At 61.2% G+C, this 19,923-nt stretch carries 25 protein-coding genes; 23 read left to right on the top strand and 2 right to left on the bottom strand.

Annotated features, from left to right (window positions below):
* Positions 1–284: 284 nt before the first annotated feature.
* Complete coding sequence (locus AC0L2J_RS33435; protein ID WP_473395838.1) at positions 285–623, top strand: hypothetical protein; 339 nt, start codon at positions 285–287, stop codon at positions 621–623.
* Positions 624–657: 34 nt separating this feature from the next.
* On the opposite strand, the gene AC0L2J_RS33430 is transcribed toward AC0L2J_RS33435, so the two are convergent.
* Positions 658–1,149 (bottom strand): hypothetical protein, encoded by a 492-nt coding sequence (locus AC0L2J_RS33430; RefSeq protein WP_473395837.1) that lies wholly within the window; start codon positions 1,147–1,149, stop codon positions 658–660.
* Positions 1,150–1,275: 126 nt separating this feature from the next.
* Here AC0L2J_RS33430 and AC0L2J_RS33425 point away from each other — a divergent pair, with 126 nt between their 5' ends.
* The 6 genes from AC0L2J_RS33425 (at position 1,276) to AC0L2J_RS33400 (ending at position 5,406) form a co-directional block, all read left to right on the top strand.
* Positions 1,276–1,815, top strand: coding sequence for a M23 family metallopeptidase (locus AC0L2J_RS33425; RefSeq protein ID WP_473395836.1), 540 nt, complete (start codon positions 1,276–1,278; stop codon positions 1,813–1,815).
* Positions 1,803–3,089: a PBSX family phage terminase large subunit gene (locus AC0L2J_RS33420; protein ID WP_473395835.1), complete on the top strand. Its 1,287-nt coding sequence runs from the start codon at positions 1,803–1,805 to the stop codon at positions 3,087–3,089. The genes AC0L2J_RS33425 and AC0L2J_RS33420 overlap by 13 nt, the downstream gene beginning before the upstream one ends.
* Positions 3,090–3,179: 90 nt before the next feature.
* A complete protein-coding gene (locus AC0L2J_RS33415; protein ID WP_473395833.1) occupies positions 3,180–3,434 on the top strand; it encodes a hypothetical protein in 255 nt (84 codons plus the stop codon).
* 20 nt (positions 3,435–3,454) lie between these two features.
* Entirely contained in the window at positions 3,455–3,766 is a 312-nt protein-coding gene (locus tag AC0L2J_RS33410) for a hypothetical protein (protein ID WP_473395832.1), read from the top strand.
* 225 nt (positions 3,767–3,991) lie between these two features.
* Positions 3,992–4,558 (top strand): portal protein, encoded by a 567-nt coding sequence (locus AC0L2J_RS33405; protein WP_473395831.1) that lies wholly within the window; start codon positions 3,992–3,994, stop codon positions 4,556–4,558.
* Positions 4,559–5,151: 593 nt separating this feature from the next.
* On the top strand, positions 5,152–5,406 hold the full coding sequence (locus AC0L2J_RS33400; RefSeq protein ID WP_473395830.1) for a hypothetical protein: 255 nt from the start codon (positions 5,152–5,154) through the stop codon (positions 5,404–5,406).
* Here the strand turns inward: AC0L2J_RS33400 and AC0L2J_RS33395 are convergent.
* A complete protein-coding gene (locus AC0L2J_RS33395) occupies positions 5,354–6,181 on the bottom strand; it encodes a hypothetical protein (protein WP_473395829.1) in 828 nt (275 codons plus the stop codon). The genes AC0L2J_RS33400 and AC0L2J_RS33395 overlap by 53 nt on opposite strands.
* A 193-nt stretch (positions 6,182–6,374) precedes the next feature.
* On the opposite strand from AC0L2J_RS33395, the gene AC0L2J_RS33390 reads away from it, so the two are divergent.
* From AC0L2J_RS33390 to AC0L2J_RS33315, 16 genes are all read left to right on the top strand, one after another.
* Positions 6,375–7,535: a M23 family metallopeptidase gene (locus tag AC0L2J_RS33390; protein ID WP_473395827.1), complete on the top strand. Its 1,161-nt coding sequence runs from the start codon at positions 6,375–6,377 to the stop codon at positions 7,533–7,535.
* Positions 7,536–7,595: 60 nt separating this feature from the next.
* Complete coding sequence (locus AC0L2J_RS33385) at positions 7,596–9,257, top strand: portal protein (RefSeq protein WP_473395826.1); 1,662 nt, start codon at positions 7,596–7,598, stop codon at positions 9,255–9,257.
* Between the two features lie 707 nt (positions 9,258–9,964).
* The gene (locus AC0L2J_RS33380; protein WP_473395824.1) at positions 9,965–10,417 is read left to right on the top strand and encodes an SMI1/KNR4 family protein; all 453 of its coding nucleotides are present in this window, start codon (positions 9,965–9,967) and stop codon (positions 10,415–10,417) included.
* A gap of 205 nt (positions 10,418–10,622) precedes the next feature.
* Positions 10,623–10,796: a hypothetical protein gene (locus AC0L2J_RS33375; protein ID WP_473395822.1), complete on the top strand. Its 174-nt coding sequence runs from the start codon at positions 10,623–10,625 to the stop codon at positions 10,794–10,796.
* Positions 10,789–11,088 carry a hypothetical protein gene (locus AC0L2J_RS33370; RefSeq protein ID WP_473395821.1) on the top strand — a complete coding sequence of 100 codons (300 nt, stop codon included), beginning with the start codon at positions 10,789–10,791 and terminating at the stop codon, positions 11,086–11,088. Before AC0L2J_RS33375 ends, AC0L2J_RS33370 begins: the two co-directional genes overlap by 8 nt.
* Before the next feature lie 1,159 nt (positions 11,089–12,247).
* Positions 12,248–13,210: a DUF5309 domain-containing protein gene (locus tag AC0L2J_RS33365; RefSeq protein ID WP_473395819.1), complete on the top strand. Its 963-nt coding sequence runs from the start codon at positions 12,248–12,250 to the stop codon at positions 13,208–13,210.
* Between the two features lie 68 nt (positions 13,211–13,278).
* On the top strand, positions 13,279–13,641 hold the full coding sequence (locus AC0L2J_RS33360) for a hypothetical protein (protein WP_473395818.1): 363 nt from the start codon (positions 13,279–13,281) through the stop codon (positions 13,639–13,641).
* Between the two features lies 1 nt (position 13,642).
* Entirely contained in the window at positions 13,643–13,954 is a 312-nt protein-coding gene (locus tag AC0L2J_RS33355) for a hypothetical protein (protein WP_473395817.1), read from the top strand.
* Positions 13,954–14,286: a hypothetical protein gene (locus tag AC0L2J_RS33350; protein ID WP_473395816.1), complete on the top strand. Its 333-nt coding sequence runs from the start codon at positions 13,954–13,956 to the stop codon at positions 14,284–14,286. Before AC0L2J_RS33355 ends, AC0L2J_RS33350 begins: the two co-directional genes overlap by 1 nt.
* On the top strand, positions 14,283–14,936 hold the full coding sequence (locus AC0L2J_RS33345) for a phage adaptor protein (RefSeq protein ID WP_473395814.1): 654 nt from the start codon (positions 14,283–14,285) through the stop codon (positions 14,934–14,936). Before AC0L2J_RS33350 ends, AC0L2J_RS33345 begins: the two co-directional genes overlap by 4 nt.
* Before the next feature lie 20 nt (positions 14,937–14,956).
* Entirely contained in the window at positions 14,957–15,388 is a 432-nt protein-coding gene (locus tag AC0L2J_RS33340; protein WP_473395812.1) for a hypothetical protein, read from the top strand.
* A 1-nt stretch (position 15,389) separates the two neighbouring features.
* Complete coding sequence (locus AC0L2J_RS33335; protein WP_473395810.1) at positions 15,390–16,223, top strand: hypothetical protein; 834 nt, start codon at positions 15,390–15,392, stop codon at positions 16,221–16,223.
* 11 nt (positions 16,224–16,234) lie between these two features.
* The gene (locus AC0L2J_RS33330; protein WP_473395808.1) at positions 16,235–16,666 is read left to right on the top strand and encodes an XkdW family protein; all 432 of its coding nucleotides are present in this window, start codon (positions 16,235–16,237) and stop codon (positions 16,664–16,666) included.
* 3 nt (positions 16,667–16,669) lie between these two features.
* The gene (locus AC0L2J_RS33325; protein WP_473395806.1) at positions 16,670–17,281 is read left to right on the top strand and encodes a hypothetical protein; all 612 of its coding nucleotides are present in this window, start codon (positions 16,670–16,672) and stop codon (positions 17,279–17,281) included.
* 16 nt (positions 17,282–17,297) lie between these two features.
* The gene (locus AC0L2J_RS33320) at positions 17,298–18,770 is read left to right on the top strand and encodes a hypothetical protein (RefSeq protein ID WP_473395805.1); all 1,473 of its coding nucleotides are present in this window, start codon (positions 17,298–17,300) and stop codon (positions 18,768–18,770) included.
* Positions 18,767–19,081, top strand: coding sequence for a hypothetical protein (locus AC0L2J_RS33315; RefSeq protein ID WP_473395804.1), 315 nt, complete (start codon positions 18,767–18,769; stop codon positions 19,079–19,081). The genes AC0L2J_RS33320 and AC0L2J_RS33315 overlap by 4 nt, the downstream gene beginning before the upstream one ends.
* The last annotated feature ends 842 nt before the right edge of the window (positions 19,082–19,923 follow it).

The raw sequence follows: 19,923 nt of genomic DNA, 5'->3' as shown, positions 1-19,923 counted from the left end.
CCCCTCCACGCTCTCCTGTCCTGCGGGCGGCCGGCGCGCGGGGCGCGCCGCCCCGCCCCCCCCGGGCGGGCCCCCCCCCCCCCCCGCCCCCCCCGGGGGGCGCCCCGGCCCCGCCCCCCCCCCGCTGCGGTCTCCGGATGCGGAGATAGGGTTCGCGCCCGAAACGATCGCGCCTCATTCGCGATCTGCCGCGCATTTCTTTGTCGAGGAGAGACGATGACGGCCTATTTGATATCGCTCGCGCTCGCGGGCCTGGTTGCAATCGCGCTGTGGGAGACGTTGTCATGAGCGAGGACATGGAAATTGCGCTCGTGAGCGAGCCGGTCCGCGCGCCTGCGCGACGGAAGACGTCCAGCGCGCGCACCCTGACCGAAATCCGCTCGCTTGCGCGCAGCCACACCAGAACCGCGCTCAGCGTGCTGGTCGGCATCATGCGCAGCGACGACGCGACGCCGGCCGCCCGTGTCTCCGCCGCCAATGCAATCCTCGATCGCGGCTGGGGCAAGGCGGCGCAGCCGATCGAGAACAGCGGGGATGGCGTGCTGGAATTGATTCACCGGATCGAACGCATCATCGTGTATCCGGGGAGCGCGGGCGGCGGTGCCGCTGGGCGCGACGCGTGAGCCGACGGCTCTGAAAAAATGTTTCGAGCTCAGATTAGCCCTTCTTCTTGGAGTCGCTATACATGCGCTGCGCGTTGTCCGGACAATAGGCCATCGAGCCGCCGGATCGCTTGAACTTCCCGTCCTGGGTCTCGCGAGTGAAGATCGTCTTCTCGTCGATCTTCTTCATGAGAATGATCTCCTTGTACGGATGTCCTTCCCTGTCAGCGGACTCGCAGACCACGTCAGGTCTGATGCTGCCGGGAGCGGTATCCGATAATTTGGTAATCTTGCACCCCTCTTCGCCTCCCGAGGTGAAATTATCGCTCCAGTCGATCCGCATGTCGCCGTACTCCCCGCATCTTGCATCGAAATTGGGGCCCGGCGTTGCATAGATGCCGTCCCTTGGGCGCCATTTGCCGGGCGAACTCATCTTGGGCGAACTCTTGGGCCCTTCCTGGGCCTGGGTAGGCAAGCCAGCGCACGACAGCAAAAGCGCGGCAAGCATCGACAACGAGGTGAGGTCCTTCATCCGATTCAGTCTCACGAATCTGTTCCTGTGCGAGGTTTGCTGATGAGCGGTCAGAGGGGGCAAGCTCAGAATCGTCCATCTATCAGGGGTTGAGCAAGTAAGTGTGCAAATTGGCATTGCTTGGTTCGCCTCGTGGCGTGGATGGGAATTTATAACGTAGTTCCAAACGGACAGCAGGGGATCAATCTGAGGCATCCCGCATTGCGATCTCCGATTGATGGCATCGTGACGAATGCCGGCGAAGGATCTGCAGGTCGAATAGCGATCAGGGATGCGGATGGCGTGTCACACGAATTGCTGCACACGCGCAGGCAATATGTCAGCATCGGCGATCGGGTTGTCGCGGGGCAGATGCTCGGCACGATGGGCAACATGGGCGTGGACAAGAAATACGTGGAAGGCGGGGATCATCATCTTCATTATCAATTGATCGACGCCGCCGGGAATCGTCTCGATCCTCAGGCATATTGGAAGCAACGAGAGGTGCCCTCGCCGAGCAAAGCGATTTCGAGAGGCGATTCGGATCGTGGCCTTCGCCTTCCGGCGCAGGTGTCTTGGCCGGCTCTAATCAGGCTCCGCAACGACCATCCGACACAGCAAACAACGAAGACTGGTCCACGATGTGGCGCAGGCGCACCGGCCTGCCCTAGGGTGAGCGAGCGCATCCATTGTCCATCCTGAAAATTCCGACGGCCAAGATCTTCGAGCCGCTGCTCAAGCCCGCGCGCTACAAGGGCGTTTACGGCGGGCGCGGCTCGGGCAAATCGCATTTCTTCGGCGAGCTTCTCGTCGAGACCTGCCAGGCCGAGCGCGGCACGCTGGCGGTCTGCATCCGCGAGGCGCAGCGGACGCTGGCGCAGTCTTCCAAGCGGCTGATCGAGGGCAAGATCGCCAGCCTTGGCCTCGGCCACGGCTTCAACTTCTTCAGCGACAAAATCGAAACGCCTGGCGACGGGCTGATCATCTTTCGCGGGCTTCAGGATCACACAGCCGACTCGATCAAATCATTGGAAGGATTTCGCATCGCCTGGATCGACGAGGCTCAGTCATTGAGCGCGCGCAGTCTTGCGCTGCTGCGGCCGACGATCCGCGCAAAAGACTCCGAGCTGTGGGCGAGCTGGAATCCGCGTCGCAAGAGCGATGCGATCGACGATTTCTTGCGCGGGCGGCGGCCCGAAGGAGCTGTCGTCGTCAAGGCGAACTGGCGCGACAATCCCTGGTTTCCGGACGTGCTCACGGAGGAACGGTTGCTCGACCAGAAGCTCTATCCGGAGCGCTACGACCACATTTGGGAAGGCGAATATGCCCGCGCCTTCGACGGCGCGTATTTCGCCTCGCTGCTGTCGGAAGCGCGCGCGCAGGGGCGGATCGGAAAGGTTGCGGCGGATCCTTTGCTGCCGCTGCGCGCCTTCATCGACATCGGCGGCGCTGGCGCCGCGGCGGATGCCTTCGCGATCTGGGTCGTACAGTGGGTCGGCAACGAAATTCGCGTTCTCGATTATTACGAGAGCGTCGGGCAGGTGCTGGCGTTTCACGTCAACTGGCTGCGCTCGCGCGGCTATGACCAGGCCATTCTTTATCTGCCCCATGACGGCATCGCCGCCAACAACATCACCGGCAAGCGCTATGAGGATCATTTGCGCGAAGCCGGCTTCACGGTCGAGCCGCCGGTGAAGAACCAGGGGCCGGGCGCCGCGATGATGCGGATCGAGGCGCTGCGGCGACTTGGTCCGCAGCTCTGGTTCGACGCGGACACCACCGAGCCCGGCCGCGAGGCGCTCGGCTTCTATCACGAGCGCAAGGACGGGACGCGCAATATCGGGCTCGGCCCCGAGCACGACTGGTCGAGCCACGCCGCTGATGCGCTCGGGCTGATGGCGATCTGCTACGAGCAGCCGGGCAAGACGGCCGCGTTCAACCGGCCAATCCGGTATGCCGAGCAGGGGTGGGTATGAGTGAGAGCAACAGGCGAGGTGAAACCCAGGGTTGACGGAGTTCCTGCTTTGTTCTAAAAGAGCACTCTCTACCTCTGCGTGAGTTTTGGCATGTCGGTTTTGGGAATGCTGGTAGAGTTGATCGGCTACACGGTGGCGCGTGCTGCCTTGCCGCTCCTTTCATTCGGCAGGATCTACGTCGAACCCTTTCATGCAACTCCGCAGCCATTGCGGTGGCCCGGCTATCGCCGCGACGGGAGCGGGCGGATTGAACTACAACAAGTCGCTGCCGGGTGGATCGGGTCTGGAATCTGCCTTCTGGTGCTGCTCATGATCGTTGCCATATTTCACGGTATGCTTATCTGAGTTGCCGGCAGGAGAGGCGGATGACACTGCTGGTGCAGCCGGAGAGCAACGACATGGATAACTTCGTCTCCAGTTTCATCGCCTTTCTCTACGAGGCGTTCGTCGAGTCAATAGGATGCACGGTCGCGCGACTTGTCTTTCCGTTGCTGTCGCTTGGTTGGGTTCGTGTCAAGCCATTCAATTCGCCGCCGCAGCGCTTCAAGTGGCTCGGCTACCGGCGGGATGAAAGCGGCCGAATTGAACTGGAGGAATCAATCGCCGGAGTTGCGGGGCTTTTCCTCGTTTTCATCGTGCTTCTTGCGATCGCCTTGCTGTTTCGTCTCTCTTTCTGATCCCCGCATCGTCCGGCCGATCAGCGCTACCGAGCTCTGCCATTCGAAATGGGCGGGATGGCCGCATCGCTCAATTCGGTAAGGAATGCCCATGTTGAATTTTCGAGTTGATCAACTGCTCAAACAGGGTGGAAGAAGTCTTGCGAGCCTCGCGTTCACCAAGGAACTGAACATTGCAAAATCAACAGACCAACACTGCCAACTGAAGGCTCATTGATGGCAAGAATGTCGATTTCTGAAGTCAAGGCGATGCTCGCCTCCGAGAAGGCCAACGCGCTCGCTGCCATGTCGGCAGCGCGACTCGCCGAGGAGCGGGCCGACGCGATGGACTATTACCTCGGCGACATGCGCAAGGACATGCCGTCGCAGGACGGCCGCTCGCGCGCGGTATCGACAGACGTCGCCGACACCGTCGAAGGCCTGATGCCACAGCTGATGGACATCTTTGCAGGCTCCGACGAGGTCGTGCGCTTCGAACCGGTCGGTCCGGAAGACGTCGCCGCCGCGCAACAGGAGACGGACTACGTCAACCACGTCTTCATGCAGCAGAACGGCGGCTTCATGGTGCTCTATTCCTTCATCAAGGACGCGCTGCTGTCGAAGGCTGGCATCGTCAAGGTCTGGTGGGAGGAACGTGAGGAGGAGAGCCGCGAGACGTATTATGATTTGACCGACGACCAGTTCGCACTGCTTGCTCAGGATGTCGCGGAATCGAGCGGCGCGATGAAGATCGTCGCGCACACGGTGCATGACATGGCCGGCCCGCAAGACGTGTTGCAGACCGCGTCCTGAGAACAGGAAGGAGATTCGCTGTCGCACGCTATTGGGGGCGGCCTCGTGCTTTCAGGCACGATGTGAAAGCGGCCAGCTCTTGTTGACCACGTTCCCGTTGCGTACGATCAGAGATCGCGGCTCATATATTTGCCTCGCGAGGCCTGGTTCACCGGAGGACATCATGGCAGCTCTCTTCACCGTCTTGACGGGGATAGCCGCCATCTGGAGAACCGTCACGTACCTTCACGTCTCCAATGCCGTAAGCGAGTATCTTCCGCCACAGTTTCAGGACTATGAGAGTGCGCGTTATGCATTCTCGGTGTGGGCGTTGCAGCATCCAACGCCACTCCCTGTGCAGGCCGAGTATGTCCGGTTTGTCAAAGGATCCATCCTTATGGGTCTCAGCGGAGGACTAGCCCTCCGGTCAGCCGGTCCAGATGGTCTTTGGCTGCGTGTGTCTGGCAGTTTTTCTCTACGGCGTGTTTTACGCAATCAGGTGTTCGAGAATTTACGAACAGAATTGCAAGAGGGCCGAAGCCCAGAATGATGAGCAGAACCAATGAGCGGCAGAGGGATTTCCGGCGCTGGGAGGAGCGGGCATTGGGGCCTATTTGGACAATTCCGGCAGGCTGTATCCGCAGCTCTATTACGGTACGCCCGGTTTCGGCGCCTCGGCTGGATTGACGCCCCGGGAGCAGGATTGGAAGCCGAACGCGTGGCAATTTTTCGACGATCAAAGTGGCATCCTGAATTCTGTAGTTGAGTTGATCGACCTCACGATCGAACAAGTTCAGCATGCAGCATATGCCGTGTTCAAGGTCGCGGCGAACCGGGAGGCCACCTATGCAATTGCCATTGTCCGTTGACACGAACGACTTCAGCGGGCCAGTCGACAAGTTCGGGATCGTTGCCGACGCGCCAAGTCACCTTTACCGATAGACGGTCGTCGCTTTCCCAGCGGACGTATTCCCAAAGCTCATAGCCCTTAGACCTGTAATGAAAGGCAGGCTCGGTGGAATCGACGTTCGTCGGCACGATGTCAATTCCGTTGTTTCCATCGGAAGGGCCTTCGGTCCAGAAGACCGATGCGAGCCACTTCTTGCCGGGCGAGTAGCGTGGGGGTGCGACGATGTGTTCCTCCTTTCCATCCTGCTGCCGGACCAGAAGCCATTGGTCGCTTTCGTAGTACATGATGTGCACGAGAAGGAACCGGTGTTCGGGGAAATAGTCATAGAGCATGTAGGTCTTGCAGCTTTCGTAGGGCCCTTTTTCGCAGGCCTTCTTGCTCTGATTGTCCTTGTAGAGTTTCACGGCTCCATTGCCTAACATCAGGCGAAGTTCGCCGCCCCGACGTGCCGCCAGTGCTCCGGTCTTTGGAATGCAGGCTTTTTCCAATGCGCGCGAGAAGGGGTCACTCTCGTAGCGTGTCGATTTCGCCTGTTCGTCGAGGACGATTGCAGGATGCGGACAAGCACCGTCTCGCGGCTCGGAAAGAGAACAACTGAAGCCCGCCGGACATGGAGCGTCTAACGAGGTTTCCGCGGATGCGTTGCTTGCCCCCATTGAGGTGGACAGCGCGCCAACAAGAAACATCCGCATCGTCATTTCTCGGAACGTGAGAACGGCTGAAATGAACTTCAACTTGCTGTCTCCGTGGAAGCCGGAAGAAAAGCACGGCGCATATCGATAACGGCCACCGGCCGCTGCAGCCGAAAGCTAATCTTCTGGGCTGGATAACCTAGAGTAGTACCGGAGCGATGGAGATATCAAGTCTCACTTCTTCATCGCATGCGCGGGCGATCATAGCCGGATCAATAATTGAGGGAATCAAGAGATGCCTGAATATAGATATCCTGGCTATGGTCCGACCACCGAAAATTGGCTGACGTCTCGCGCTGATACCGAAGGTGGCTATCACGGCGGAAGTGACAATCCAGCCAGGCCGGGAACGCCGGTCTACGCCCAGCACGGCGGAGAAATATTCAGAAGCGGGAAGATCAAGGGCTATGGAATGTCCGTTGTCGTCAAATCAAAAGCATCGGACGGCACGGTCTTCTATCAGCTCTATGGCCATCTCGGACCGGATCCGTTGCCGGCACCGGGTACACCGGTCCTTGCAGATCAGCCTATACCGGGTGCCGTCATCGGCACCAAAGAATACGTTAAAGGTCTGGGCGGTCGCACGTCCGGCCCGCATCTGCATCGTGAGATTATTTCCGGCAAGGCACCTTTGAATGCCGATCCGAACAAGGGATTCGGAATTTATTCCAGCGACATCACGCACAAGGCTGATCCGGACACTTTTGATATCGATCGCCCGGTCTTTCCGTACCAGAACGGGGAGCCGAAGCCGGCACTTCAACCTGGTCCGACAACTGCGTCGCCTCCATCTCCGCAGGTTCGACCATCGCTTCCGGGCGATACACCGCCGACCAATAATCCTCGTCCGGAAACTGCGCCCCAGCCATCGTCCGGTATCGCCATTCCTGGTGCGGAAGGTCCTACGTCGCTTGGTGGACCGAACGGTCCGGCACTGCTGCGGGCACCTGCGTTTTCGCGCTCGCAATCACCTGGCAATTCGGCACCAATTGCCGACCCGACGCTGTCACCGCTGCACTTCGCGCCCGAGGTGCCCCGGAATTTTGGCCCGTTCGCGATGCCGGGGGCATTCGGTGGGCCAGGCGTCACATCGGCTGCATCCGGAACCGCGTCGGTTCTTGGGTCTGGCGCTCGCGGTCCCGGGAATACGCAATCCGGTTCGAACGCACCATCGTCGGCTCCGGCGCTCTTTCCGCTCGAGGCGCTGCTGACACCCGATCTCAATCGGGCATTGGGTCGATGGGCCGCGTCCCCGCTGCGGCGAGACGCGTCACCGCGCACGCCGGGTGTTGCCGCCGGCCCGCCGGCTCCAGTCGACTCGTCCAATCCAGATCAAGCATCCGCAGGCGGATTACTCGGTTTGATCCAGGATTATACGCGCAACAACGGATACTAGGCCGCTGCTGCCTTTCCGCCGTCTGCCACCACGCGGCAAAATCTCAGAGATCAATCAGACATGCCCATTCCCTTGCTAGCCCCGGCGCCGCCTGCGCCGATGGGGTCTCTCGTCACGCACGACGTCACCATCGTCACCACGCGCAAGCTTGCGCAGGCGCGGGTGATGGGGGTGCCGCCGGAGGAATTCGGCATCGAGCGCGGTGCGCGCAGCATTCGCGACTGCAATTACTGTTTCCACGAGGTCGTCACCAAGACCGAAGCGGAGTTGATCGCGGAAGGTTTTGATTCCGGCCAGATCAGGGGCTTGTTGCCGCATACCGGCACGACGGAAATCGAGACGCTGGCGCGCGACACCGTGGAGGAGCATCTGTCCGCGACCGCCGGCGGTGGCAGCGCCAATTCGGCGGCGCGGTTGGTGCGCATCACCGAGCACTATGTGCGTATGGATTTTGAAGGCTCGGGCCGGCCTTGCCTATATCAGGTTGTCACCGGTGGCGACCAGGCCGAGATCCTGCGCAAGGACGGCAAGGACTGCATCACGCCGTTCGACGAGGTGCCTTTTGCGGCGACCACGCCCGTGCCGGTGACCCATCGCTTCTTCGGCCGCTCGATCGCAGATCTGGTGATGCCATTGCAGCGGGAGAAAACCGCATTGAAGCGCGGCGCGCTCGACAATCTCTATCTGCACAACAATCCGCGCGTCGAGGTCGCCGAGCACAACGCCGGGCCGAACACGCTGGACGATCTGCTGGTGTCGCGGCCGGGCGGGGTGGTGCGCACCAAGACGGCGGGCGGACTGAACTGGCAGGTGGTGCCTGACATCACCACGTCGATCTACCCGATGCTGCAATATATCGACGCCGAGCTCGAGATCCGCACCGGTCTCGGCAAGCAGACGCAGGGCATCGACGCCAACGCGTTGCAGAACCAGTCCGCGACGGCGGTCGCGCAGGTGTTCTCGGCCTCGCAGATGCGGATCAAGCTGATCGCGCGCATCATGGCCGAAGGCGTGCGCGACATCTTCGCGCTGCTCCACGGCACCATCCGCAAGCACGGTCGGCGCGAGGAGACGGTTCGCCTGCGCAACGCCTGGGTGGAGGTCAATCCGCGCAACTGGAAGACCCGCGACGACATGACCATCAATGTCGGTCTCGGCGCCGGCGGCAAAGCGCAGCAGTTCGCCCAGACCATGGCGATCGCCAACGTGCAGAAGGAGCTGCTTGCGGGAGGCAAGATCAACCTGGTCGGCGACCGCCAGCTCTACAATACGGCGGCCGAGTTGACCCGGATCATGGGACACAGGAATCCCGACCAGTTCTTCAACGATCCCATGGCCGTCAATCCGCAGAACGGGCAGCTGCTGCATCCGCCGCCGGCGCCGCCGCAGCCGCCGCCAGATCCGAAATTGCTGGCGCTGCAGGCACGGGTCCAGGTCGACGCCGCGCTCGCCGCGCACCAGGCGCAGCTCCAGCAACAAAAGGCGCAGAACGACGCCATCCACCTGCATGTCAAGACGCAAGGGGAGATCGAGCTCGCCAAGATCAAGACTGCCCTCGAGGCCAAGATGACGGTGCTGGAGACGCATCTGAAGGCAACGATCGAAGCAGGGAAAGTGCCGCGATCATATCCACCGGGCGCGCGCAAGGCGAGAGACGGCTACCACTATGTGCCGGACGCGAGCCGTCCCGGCAAATATCTGCTGGTCGTTCATCATGGATGAATATTCTCTTGTGCCGGTCGAGCATCAGCCGGACTTCGAGAATGTCTCTCTCGTTCCAGTCGACCACGATCCGTTCAGTGCCGATAGGATAACGCAACAGGCGCCGAGCCAACGAGCAGAGAGCCAAGAGGCACAGAGTCAACCAGCACAACCTCCGCCGCAGCAACCAGCGACGGGAGTTGGCCGACTCTATGTCGGTCCGGCAGCAAAGAGCACCCAGGCTTCAGAGGAGGGCGAGTCCTGGGATCCGAGGCCGCGGTCGGACTGATGCCGGGTGCGAAGGGCGTCGGGCGCGTCGCCGTCAAAGAAGCACGCGCACTAACCAGTAAGGTTCGGCTCTCTCCGGCGGCTTGGGCATCTAAAAAGGGATACGCCGGTGTCGGAACGACCGCCAACGGCGGGCCCACTTTTGCTGGAACGGAGCATCTCTATCCTGGGGCACAGGGGCAGCGAAGCGTTGTAAGAATAAAACTTACTGGCAGCCGAAGAGGTGACGAGAATCTTGCGAACGAGTGGGGCGGGTTCACTGAAACACCGCCCGGATATAGGTGGCACCATGTCGACGACTTCGATCAAGAGAGTGGAGGGGCCTCACTTTAGCTTATACATAAAAACGCGCACAATGCTGCTTTACCATATGTCGATTCGGTTGCGCAGTACGAGAAGCACCACGGAGTGCGGTACAAACTTTGAAAAGGAGACCGGTCATGGTTGTCTTTGAGCGGACTGCTCCTCCGCTTTCTGAGTTGGACATAAAGCGTGTCGAGAACCGCCTGGGTATTCGCCTGCCGCAGGATCTCAAGGAGCAGTACCTCGTGCACAACGGTGGAAGACCGCGTCCTCGGTTTTTCGTTAAGGACGGTGAGGCCTATGATGTCGACTGTTTCTATCCCATGAACACTAGCTCGGATGGATTAAGTTTCGAGCGGACCTACGTAATGATGGTGGATCAGACTCCCCAGTTTCCTCGAGGGTATATACCGTTCGCGGACACTACGGGCGCGGGGTTTTTTATGTATAGCGTGAACCCCGATTCTTTCGGGAGCATAATGTTCAATCAACCTGAATATTATGGCGACGATGAGCGATATGTTTTGTTTCTCGCCCCAACACTGAAACAGTTTATCGATTCTCTCACTGAATTACCTGACGGGTTGTAGCTGCGGTAAAGCGCTGTGGTTCGTGGGTCTGCAGCTCGGGCTGACTCTACGTCGCTTGGAGATTTGAACGAAGGCAGGCTCGCGCTTGTGTGGCCGGATGCGTCTGGCATGAAATCCCACGGGCCGAGCGCTTGTTGAAAAACCTGCCACACCCCGCCTGCTGTCATCTGCCCTGAATCGGTCGGCCATAAAGGATTGAGCCCAAGTGGATCAGGTCACCGCTCTCCGCACGGGGCCAGCCCGAGCAGAAGAGCGCACGGAACGACGCGATCCATCTTTAGATCAAGACGCAAAAAAGATCGAGCTCACCAAGATCGAGGACACCTCGATGCAAACATGGCATCGGCGGCCGAACAACGAGAAGGAAACCGATGTCTGACGAGAACACACTCGAGCGCGCGGCGGCGAAGGCGGTTCGGGCCGAAGCGTTGCTCGAGGATGAGATCCTGAACGAGGCGTTCGACACGCTCGAGAAGAGCTACGTCGCGGCCTGGCGCGCCACCACGGTCGACGATGCCGCTGGCCGCGAAAAGCTGTTCCTCGCCATCAACATCGTCGGCAAGGTGCGCGATCATCTCTCAGGTGTGGTCGCGAACGGCAAGCTGGCGCGCGCTGAGCTGAAGGAGTTGGCGGAGACGGCGGAGCGGCGGAAGCGGTTCGGGATCATTTAGGCGGCACAACCTGAAAGAGTGTAGATGTTGTTCCTTGTTTGTTCTATTATATTGCTGCTTTTCGGCAGTCAAAACCGTGCGGTGTCACTTTGCGGTCGTTGAAGACGCTGTGTTCGTACATCTTCGCTGTTCTTCTCGGTTTGAATGAAGTCCATGCCAAAGAAGAGGAGCCCGACAGAGAGAGCTACTATCGCGCCGTTGATCATTGTCGAGGCGTGGCTTCGCAATCAATGGCTCTCAACGTCGATCAGTCGATTCTATGCTTCGATGGCCGGATCGAGAAGGGCATGGATGTCTCGTCGGCTGCGAACCTTCGAGAGGGTGGGCTTTTCGTCGTCCGGAGTCCAGGAGGGGACATTGCATCCGCAATCGCTCTGTCTGATTTCCTTCGTGGACGGCACGCGACGGTCCTCGTGTCGGCAGGATCCGATCCTCGGCTATCCCGGCTACTACATGCCAGGCTTTTTCCCATGGCTGCTTGGCGAGATTCCAAGATTCGGCTTTCCGGATTGGGGTCCCATTTCGCAGCTGCCGCGTGAGCGGCCGGTTACGCCTCCATCTCGGCATCCGATTCTGCCGCCGGCGCACGAAGTTGATCCTCCGGATCGGCCTCCTGAATGGCTGTTCGGTCCGCCGCGCATCGTCCAAGCCCGCCTGTCTCACGTCAGGCGATTGACCAGACTCCTCCTTCGACTGCAACACAACGCTCTCCGGAGCCGCTAGCCGATCTCATCACGTACCGCATTCGGCGCCTGCAACAGCGAAACTCAAGTCAACCTGGATCGCTTGCTTTCGATACCGGACCTGCATCGCTGCCGTTCAGCGCCACGGCCGCGCTCGCGCCGCAAGGATACGAGCCCGGTTGAAGACGATCTCTCTCGACCCCCGTCCCCCGTTCGGCGCTTGACGCGTGTCCAACCAGGCTGACGTCGCGTAACAACGCCGATCAGCTCAAGCAACGTAGTTAGGCCGACCCTGCGCGATACGCGCAGGCGCCCGGCAAAGATGTCTCGCTGATCCGCGAACCGGAAACCTGAGTTTCCGCGCCATCGTGTGAGCGGGAACAGAAGCCGCCAGCAACTCAGGCCGCAGTTTCCAGGAGAGGCGCAGCTTTGCGGCTGCGCTGTTGAAACGGCACGGCCATTATAAGGAAACATCGATGTCTCTACCAACCTCAACTTTCGTCACCTACTCCGCGGTCGGCAACCGCGAAGATCTCAGCGACATGATCTATCGCATCGACCCGGTCGACACACCGTTCATGAGCGGCGTCGACAAGGAGAAGGCGACCGCGGTCAATCACGAATGGCAGACGCAGGCTCTCGCCGCCGCCGACAGCGCCAACGCGCAGCTCGAGGGCGACGATCCCAACACCAACACGACCACGCCGACCATACGGCTCGGCAACCTCTGCCAGATCTCCTACAAGGTCGCGCGGGTCTCGGGCACGCAGCAGGCGGTCGACCATGCCGGCCGCGACAACGAGCTCGCCTATCAGGAGATGCTGAAGGGTCTCGAACTCAAGCGCGACCTCGAAACCATCCTGTGCGGCACCAACCAGGCCAAGGTCGTCGGCAACACCACGACGCCGCGCAAGAGCGCTTCCGTCCTCTCCTGGGTCGTTTCGAATACCTCGAAGGGAACGGCAGGCGGTGCGGCGGATCCGGCCGCCGCCGACGGCACGGCGACGCGGACGGACGGCACCCAGCTCGCCTTCACCGAAGTACGTCTGAAGACCGTGCTGTCCTCGATCTGGAGCAATGGCGGCAAGCCCGGCACCATCATGACCGGCGCTTTCAACAAGCAGGTGTTCTCGACCTTCACGGGCCGGTCCACCGCGATCGAAGAGTCGAAGTCGAAGAAGATCGTTGCGTCCGTCGACGCCTACGAATCCGATTTCGGCAAGCTCAAGGTGGTGGCCAACCGCTTCCAGCGCCCGCGCGACGTCCTGGTGCTCGAGCTGGACAAATGGGCGGTCGCCTATCTCAATGGCCGCAACATGATCTCGATCCCGCTGGCCAAGACCGGCGACTCCGATCGCCGGCAGATCCTGGCCGAATACGCGCTGGTCTCGCGTAACGAGAAAGCCTCCGGCGGCGTGTTCGACAACACCACCTCCTGAGCGATCAGGATCATCCATCTCTCACTCGGGGCGGTCTTCGGGCCGCCCCTTTCATTTGGAGACACAAGATGCCGCTTCCCGGCAATCGTACCCTCAATACCGCCGATCTCACGGCCTACACGCCGTCTTGCGGCGCAAGTCCCGTCGCTTCCTATGTCCGCGTCCCCTTTCGCTGCCGGTTGCTGAAAGTGGCCGGCATTCTGGGGGGCGCTATCACGACGGCCGATGGCACCGTCACCGCGGCGGCCAATGCGACGACGCTCGCGACCTTCACTGTGACGCAGGCGGGATCCGCTGCGGGCCAGTTGTTCTCGGCCGTGCCGCCGTCGCCGATCTATCTCAACGAGGACGACGTGATCGTCCTGACGCCGTCCGGCGCCTCCGGCGCGGCGATCCCGATGCATTTTTCGATCTCCGTGAGGACCGCCTGACATGCCGTTCTTCTCCAAGCAAAACTCCTCGCGCGTCGGTCCCAGCCAGACGATCGCCTATGACAGCAGCGTCGGTGCCACCAATGCCTTCGGTTCGGAAACCTTTCAGCTCCGCCTCGTCTCCAATTCCGGCTGCTGCTACCGGATCGGAGACGGCGCGCAGACCGCCACCGTCTCGGATCCCTATCTGCCGGCCAACGTCGTCGAATACGTGACGGTCAGTCCGGGTCAGCGCATTGCCGCACTGAAGGCCGCGACCAATGGCCTGGTCACGGCGACTGCCGGCACCCTGTGGGTGACGGAGATCTCGTGATGGCGGGCGTCCTGATCAGGCCTCATCTCGCCAGCAACGGCCGAGAGCTTGCGATCGAGCATGTTCAGGACGTGGCGCCGATCCTGGAGTGGAACAGGCAGGCGCGGCAGGGTGAGCAATGTGGTGACTGGGGGCGGCACGTCGCCCGCATTCCCAACGTCATCTACGTTCAATGGCTCAACGAGGAGCATGCGAAGGGTAACACCTCGCTGCGGCTGTTCACGCCTGAATTCGACGCGATCGTACAGCGGAAGCTCGACGATTCCGAATGGGCCTATTTGCGAACCGACAGGCCGAAACTGCAGTGCGGCTGGTCAGCGGAGCTCAAATGACTGAGATCACCGACTATACATCGCTGCAGGCCGCAGTGATTGAATATCTCGCGCGCGACCAGGACACGACGCTGATCGCGCGAATCCCGACCTTCGTGCAGCTCGCGGAAGCCAAGTTCAACCGCCAGCTGTTCGTTCGGCAAATGGAGCAGCGGGCGACCGCGCTGGTCGATCTCGGATCGAACGAGCCGGAGTTTATTTCGCTGCCTTCCGATTTCCAATCCATGCGCCGGGTCCGGCTGTCGGGCATGACAGGAAAGCCATGCCTCGAGTTCAAATCGGGGACGCAGATGGACGAATATCGCTTCGCGACGTCCGATGTCGCCGCGCGGCCGCGCTACTTCACCGTGTTCGGCAACGAGCTCGAACTCGCACCGACCCCTGACGCAGCCTACACGATCGAAATGGTCTACCGGCAGAACGTGCCGGCGCTGGCGTCGAACGGAAGCAACTGGCTGCTGACCATGGCGCCAGATGTCTATCTCTACGCCGCCCTGCTGGAGTCTGCGCCCTACATCAAGGAAGACGCGCGCATCCAGACTTGGGGGCTCGGGTTCACCTCAGCCCTCGCAGATCTGAACAATCTCGGGCTGACGTCGACATTCAACGCCGGGCCGATGACGGTGCGCGTTTCCGGACAGGTCATCTAGGACATCTTGGGAGAGCAGCCATGGCAAGTTTCAACAAGTTCTTTTGTTTCGTGCAGGATGTCGCCAACGCCCTGCACGACATGAAAACCGGTACGGCGCAGGTCTACAAGGTCTATCTGACGAACACGGCGCCGGTAGCCGCCAATACGGTTTACAACACGCCGGCCGATCTCGCTGCCGGTAACGGATATACCGCAGGCGGCAACAGCGTCGGCACCATCACCGGCGCGCAGACGACGGGCACGTTCAAGTTCGTCGGGGCAACCGATCCGGCATGGACCGCATCGGGTGGCTCGATCGGGCCTTTTCAATATGCGGTGCTCTACAATTCGACATCGCCGACCAAGCCGCTGATCGGCTGGTGGGACTATGGCGTTGCGCTCACGCTCACCAATGGCAACACCTTCACCGTTGATCTGGATCAGACCAACGGCATTTTGACGATGACCTGATATGGCAGCCTTTCTCGACGTTTGCAGGTTCTCGCCGTCGGCGGGCGGCACGACCGACTGGACCTATTCTGCGGCCGTCACGGGCTATCAGAGCCCAGCCGCCGCAGGTGTGGTCAATGGCCGGCTTTACAAGTATCGCGCCGAAAGCGCTGACCTCAGCCAGTGGGAGGTCGGCGAAGGCGCCTACAACACCTCGACAGGCGTCCTGGCGAGGACGGCGGTGCTGTTCAACTCGATCGGCGGCACCTCGAAGATCAATTTTGCCACGACGCCGCAGGTCAGCATCGTGGCGCTCAAGGAAGACCTGATCTCGGTCGAGGAGAGCAACAGCTTCACAACGGCGCAACAGGCGCAGGCGCGAAGCAATATCGGCGTGACAGCCGTCGGCGCTGCGGGCGTCGGTCAAATTCCGGGGACGACCGGATCGACGCAGCCGTCGGCTGGAAATATCGGCGAGGTTATCACGATCAATTCCTCACTTACTTTCGCGGGGTCCGCAGTCAGCGGGAATGTCGGAAGCACAAGCGTCGCACCTGGCGTTTACGACGTGACGATCATCGGAACGTTCGGTGGTCCCGGAGGGACGGCGTCGTCAGACTGGAATTTGGCCTTCGGCACCACCAGTACGTCCGTGAGCGTGAGCCAGGCCATACAACTCCACGAGCGAATCAGCAGCGCGTCGCCGCTCGGAGACATGTCGATCGTGCTGACTTCTGCCTCGGTTCGCATCGCGGTCGCGAGCACGACGACCTACTATCTCTGTGCTCAAGCCGGGTACACCGGCGCCGGGGGCTACGCGGTGCAGGCACAAGCTTACATTCGGCGCGCAAGCTAGGTAACCAAGACATGGCATATCATCCCAAAGACTTTGTACTCGCGTTGCTGACCCTGCGCCCCGGTCTCGTGGCAAACATCGACTTCGAGGTGTCCGATCACGGCGATGGGCCGTTCATCTCCCGCTGGGAGCGCGCTGACGTAGCCCAGCCGACGGTGGCAGAGATCGAAACGGTTGATACGGCCGTGCTGCTCCAATCGCAAGCGAGGTTCGTTGCGCGCGACATGCTGGCGCAACTGACGCCGGACGACTACGCCAGGATCCACGCGGCGATCGCAACGAGCGCTGCGCTTGGCCTGTTGTGGGCGGCGTTGCTTGGGCAGGGCGAAGCCCCGATTTCGGTCGGCTCCGATCGATTCAGGCAAGGCTGGGCCGGCATGGCCTCCGCGCTGGGGAACGACCGTGCGCACGCCATCGCCTCCGCGATCGGCATTCCGGTCTGATCGATGTCGCTTCTCGGGTTTGATGCTGTCGGGCGCCATGCGCTCGGGCAGTTGCCGACGCTTGGGCTGACCAACACGGTCCTGCTCACAGTCGCGCGCAGCTACGCGGTTGCAGGAAACAGCGCGGCCTTTCAGGCAAGGGAAGGCAGCAGCGCTGGCCTGTGTGGGATCTCCGGAAATGCGGCGATCTTCAGCCAGCGGCTGTCTGCTGCGGCAGGCAGCTACGCTACGACTGGAAGCGCAGCCCTGTTCAGGCGAGCGCTTGCGGCAAGTGCGGCCGGTTACGTGGTGAACGGGCTGCCCGTCACAACCGCTATGCGGATGCCCTCGCTGACCGGCGCTTCCCTGGTCACAGGCAACGCAACGTCGATGGCGACCTCCGCAGCCCTCGGCGCGGGAGCCTATCTCGTCGGCGGATATCCCTCGACTTTCGCCAGGGATTTCGAAGCGTGGTTTCCGCGGCCATACGATTTCGACGAGTGGACCGGTACCGTCGCCGAAGCCGAAACCTGGACGCCGAACGATCATGCCGCCGCGGCTTGGGCCGCGGAAGCCGAGCCATCCAGTCCGTGGACGCCGGCGATTATTCAACCTGAGTCCTGGACGACTGAATAAACCGGGTGACAGAACCATGCCCCTTCTTTCCTATGGCGAATACCGCCCCGACGTCAGCGACTACGAAGGGCAGGCCACGCGCAACCTGCTCAACGTGATTCCACGCGGCGACGGCTACGGGCCGTTTCCATCCTTCTCGGCTTACACGTCGGCGCTGCCGTCGCCGTGCCGCGGCGCATTCTACGCGCTCAAGTCGGACGGCACGGTCATCACTTTCGCCGGCACGAGCACCAAGCTGTACCGGCTCAACAACATCGACTTCACCTGGATCGACGTCTCGAAGGGCGGGGCGTCTTATTCGGCGCTTTCCGGAACCGCGCAATGGCAGTTCGCCCAGACCGGGAATTTCGTCTTTGCGACGCACGCCAATGCGGTGCTCCAGATCTTCGATCTTTCATCGTCAACGGCGTTTGCCGATGCGCTGGGTACGCCGCCGCAGGCCGCCTATATCAGCGTGGTCGGGCGCTTCCTGGTGCTGTCGGGCCTGCTGTCGACACCGTACCGGATCCAGTGGTCCGGGCTGAACAATTTCAACGCCTCAGATAGTTGGACCAGCGGCATCAAATCGTCGGACTTCCAGGACTTCCCGGACGGCGGCATTGTCCGCGGTGTGGCCGGCGGCGAATCCGGCGTCATCTTTCAGGACCAGGCGATCCGCCGCATGTCCTATGTGCCGGGCTCGCCGATCATCTTTCAGATCGATCGCATTACCCAGGACAAGGGACTCTACGCTCCCTACTCGATCATTCGTGCCGGTGAGCGCATCTTCTTCTACGCCGGCCAGGGCTTTCACAAGATCGAGCCGGGCGGCGTGCCGCAGCAGATCGGGCGCGAGAAGGTCGATCGCAGTTTTCTCGCCGATCTCGACAAGGGCAACCTCCAGCTCTTCATGGGAGCGGCCGACCCGCGTGCGACACGTGTTTACTGGGCCTACAAATCGGTATCTGGCACGGTCGGCGCTTTCGACAAGCTGCTTGGTTATGACTTCCTGCTCGATCGCTTCTTTCCGGTGTCGGTGACGGGCGAGTATCTGCTCGGGATCTCGCAGACTGGACTGACGCTGGAAAACCTCGACAGCATCTCGTCGTCTCTCGATGCACTGACGCTGAGCCTCGACGCCTACGCGACCGCGGTGCAGCCGGAGATCGCGCAATTCTCCAATGCCCACGTGCTCGGCTTCTTTCGCGGCCCCAGTCTCGAGGCGACGCTGGAGAGCCCCGAGCAAGGCACTGACGAAAACCGTATCACCATCCGCGGCTTTCGTCCCGTGACCGACGCGTCGACGCTGTTCGGCTCGGTGTCCTGGCGCGACACGCCATCCGCGGCAGCGATGCCGGGGGCTGAAGTTCTGGTCAATGCTCGCACCGGCCGCTGCGACGTTCGACGCGACACCCGCTATTCCCGCTTCAAAGTGCGCATACCCGCCGCGACCTCGTGGTCCTTCTGCGCCGGCATCGTTCCCGACCTCACACCCAACGGCACCCTATGACGGCTTACGTCCCCGGAATCACCGAGACCGATCTGAAGAAGATCGTTCTTGCGATCCAGCAGCTCGCGGCGGGACGATCGAATGCGGTCGGAAGCGTGACGCTGGCGACGGGAGCGTCGAGCACGACCGTAACCACAGCGAATTGCGCGGCGGGTTCGGTGCCGATCCTGGTGCCGACGTCGGCGAATGCGGCGGCGGAGGTGGGCAACGGGACGATGTATGTGAGCGCGGTGGCGAATGGCGCGTTCACGATCGCGCATGCGAACACCGCGACGGCGGGGCGGGTGTTTTTGTGGGCGGTGGTGGGGTGAGGGCGCCTTGCCATCAAATCTCTAGTGCTTCTCCTTTGAATTGCCGTCCGTAGCCAGACCAACATCCATGTCTTTGTCCCACAGCGTGATGCATGCGCGCATACAGCTTCGCTCGACCGAGGACACTGATCCGAACGATCAAACTGACTGCGATCCAAAGCTAATTGACAAAATCCTGTGAGGAAAGTTCGATGTCGTATGTCGATCAACCTGAACGCCCGCACCGTTCAATTTCGGAGCGATTTCAAGATGTATGGGACCATCCAACTCCGTTCGGGCTCTTTGCCCAGGTCAAGGCATGGATGAATGCGCCCGAAACTATCCGAGGTTTGGTCGACGCCTCCCGCGTTGTTACCGGTCCGGCTCCCACTACAGAGGAAGAAGCGGACAGGTACAATCGAGCGCGCGAGTATCTGCCGCGCGCTGCCTTCGAGGTAGCAAGCGCAATTACTCCCACTGCGCCGAGAGTCGGTGGAGGTCTCATCAGGCCAACCGGTGGCTCGGCAATTCCGGTTGGGGGACAATTCCCGCCGGCAAGCGGAGTTTCTCGTAGCGGTTTGCCTCAAGCTCCGACGTACGCATATCAACCGCCTGCGGTTCTGGGGCCGGGTGTTCGCGAAGGGGGCGCGAGAGAAGTATCCGGCACATTGACTTCATCCCCGGCGGAGATGCCGTGGTGGTTGCAGGCGCTTCTGCCTCCGGGAGCCGCGCCGGCCGGCCTAGGTGCACCACTGGCCGTTGGTACCTTCGGGCGTCAGGCTCTCCCGCCAGGACTTCTTGATGCGAACAGGCCGGTGCGTATTTCGAATCCGCGCAGCGAGCTTCGAGGCCCACAGACGCCG

This window comes from Bradyrhizobium sp. MV1.5 (assembly GCF_055807615.1).
Note: the sequence above shows the minus strand (reverse complement) of the source record. Positions and strands in the feature narration are given on the sequence as shown.